The organism is Proteus sp. G2609, from assembly GCF_963896135.1.
GTDB lineage: Bacteria > Pseudomonadota > Gammaproteobacteria > Enterobacterales > Enterobacteriaceae > Proteus > Proteus mirabilis.
The window spans coordinates 1-2,706 of sequence record NZ_CAWQNB010000021.1 but is presented as its reverse complement, the minus strand read 5'-3'; the positions used below and the strand labels follow the sequence as shown (position 1 = coordinate 2,706).

Genomic DNA, 2,706 nt, shown 5'->3' with positions numbered 1-2,706 from the left:
TGGTTAAATATACCGACAATCTCTATATGTACAATGGACTTATCATCGTTAGAAGATGTTGAAACGTCTATGATGGTTTTGTTGGCTGGTTTGTTATAATTTAATGAAAATTCATTTTTATCTCCTGATAATTTATCAACTTTTTTCATTTTTGTTATATCTATTTTTCTATAATCCCTAGTAATCAAAGTTATTTTATCCTTGTTTTTTTCAAAATCCCAAATTGAACTATTGCTTTCAATGCCCTCATAGCAGAAAAAATTAAAGGTATCATTTCCTTGTCCACCGGTTACATGATGAGTTCCTGTGCCTAAATATATTTCATCATCACCTTCTCCCCCTTGAATGATATTTCTGCCTGGAAGCCCTCTATCCATTGATGCTACACAGATCCGATCATTACCCTTACCACCATTCAACATATTAGCACCATAATAATCAATAAGCATATCATCTCCATCATCACCATAGAGCACATCATTTCCCAATTCTCCGTATATAATATCGTTTCCAGAGCCACCATAAAATAAATCATTGCCATCACCACCTATTAGGTTATTATCAAAAGGATTTCCTATGAGAGTGTCATCACCTTTACCACCAATCGCATTTTCAATAATAGTGTTATAGGCAATAGAGATATTACTCCGTAATCCTCCAATATCTGAAAAACAGCCTTCATTGAGATTAATGACTTGATTAACGGTATATAGGGAAAAGTCTAATGTATCAATTCCACCCGAATCCCAAATACAGCTCACTAATTTATCTTCTATGCTTTTTAAAGAGTAAGCGGCGCGTCCCGTATTGGAATGAAATCCATAGGTATTATTTTCAAGACGTGTGGTCATATTTGGGCCATAGAGATATTGTAATAATAATATATCTACTAGCATAAAGGTCATAGGATAAAGGCCACCAAAATCTGCATCTTTAATATCAGGACACTTATAGCTCATAACTGAGTATTTAATTGAATCTAATACTTTATGCTCTTCATTTAGTATGTATTCCCAAATATGGAATAGCCCTAGAGAATGACCTAATTCATGTATAAAAGCATGATATACAAATGAGCCGATTTTATGTTTATTTTGTTGGTATTCTTCGCGTAACTCATTATTACCTCTTGCTATTGTAATAGTTTTATTTTTATTAATATAATATATATCATAGATATCAGCCTCATTTTCTATATATTTATCAATATTATCTTGCTTAATTGTTTTATAATGTTCGCGTGAAGAAAAATCAATAAATATAGTACCAGGCGTATCATGTTCTTCATCTGGTTTTATCTCTTTTATAGGTGTACCTTCCTCATTAGGATGACTAGCACTGCCTTTTCGATAACCTGAAATGAATTTTGTACCAGATATATTAATAAATTGATTATAATAACCAAACTTTAAATCAGCATTGCTATATGGTGATATTTTTTTAAAAAATATAGGTAATATATCTGAGGCATTTTTTAATATTTCTTCGATAACTTCTTGTTGATGGGGGAATATTGTTTCTTGAGTGGAATAAATATAGATAGGTATATTATCTAGTATAGTATAAATATCATTTGCTATTTTTTTTATTCCTTCTTCTAATTCTTTTATTCTTTTTTTTGAAGCCTCACTATCTTTATCTTCAATGGTGTTTAATTCTTGTTTTTTTTGTTCTCTAATATTTACTAACCTATAATATTCATATATATCTTTTAGCGTTTTTTTTCTCATATTTTCTGTTAATGGGTTTTTGTTTTTTATAATTTCTCGGTATGTGTTATGATCTGGAAATGTATAAGTTATTGTTGTTATTTCATTTGGTGATTTTTTTGGCCAACCTATCATAGTTCCTGTTGTGATGATCCCTTTAGGTAAATAGAAATTAGTCGTTTCTTTAACATTTTTTACTATAGTCATATAAATTCCTTTCTTATTTAATAATAAATTATTTGCATTAATTATTATAAAATAAACTTATTCTATAATTAGCTAATTATTGTATTTTTGTTGTTTTATTACTTTTTGAAAAAACACATATCAGTATTTTTTATATTATTAGTTGGTTGTTATATTTATAGAAATAAATTTTATAGAAACACACTATTTATTAGTGTGTTTTTAGTTGTTTATCGTTATTATGCTGGATTATTATTAATATAATAATTAATGATAATTTATAGAGAAATAGTTTAAAATTTTAACAAATCATATGGTGAGATTTATTTATACTGCAAAGAGTTCATCATGGTTAAATATACCGACAATCTCTATATGTACAATGGACTTATCATCGTTAGAAGATGTTGAAACGTCTATGATGGTTTTGTTGGCTGGTTTGTTATAATTTAATGAAAATTCATTTTTATCTCCTGATAATTTATCAACTTTTTTCATTTTTGTTATATCTATTTTTCTATAATCCCTAGTAATCAAAGTTATTTTATCCTTGTTTTTTTCAAAATCCCAAATTGAACTATTGCTTTCAATGCCCTCATAGCAGAAAAAATTAAAGGTATCATTTCCTTGTCCACCGGTTACATGATGAGTTCCTGTGCCTAAATATATTTCATCATCACCTTCTCCCCCTTGAATGATATTTCTGCCTGGAAGCCCTCTATCCATTGATGCTACACAGATCCGATCATTACCCTTACCACCATTCAACATATTAGCACCATAATAATCAATAAGCATATCATCTCCATCA

The 2,706-nt window shown here is 28.9% G+C and carries 2 protein-coding genes; both read right to left on the bottom strand.

Translation table 11 applies throughout. The annotated features are described in order from the left end of the window. A partial coding sequence (locus AACV01_RS05605) for a M10 family metallopeptidase C-terminal domain-containing protein (RefSeq protein WP_161682559.1) occupies window positions 1–1,916 on the bottom strand: 1,916 nt, incomplete at its 3' end. Between the two features lie 306 nt (window positions 1,917–2,222). After that, window positions 2,223–2,706 (bottom strand): M10 family metallopeptidase C-terminal domain-containing protein (locus AACV01_RS05600; RefSeq protein ID WP_202611855.1); only part of this gene is annotated, 484 nt, incomplete at its 5' end.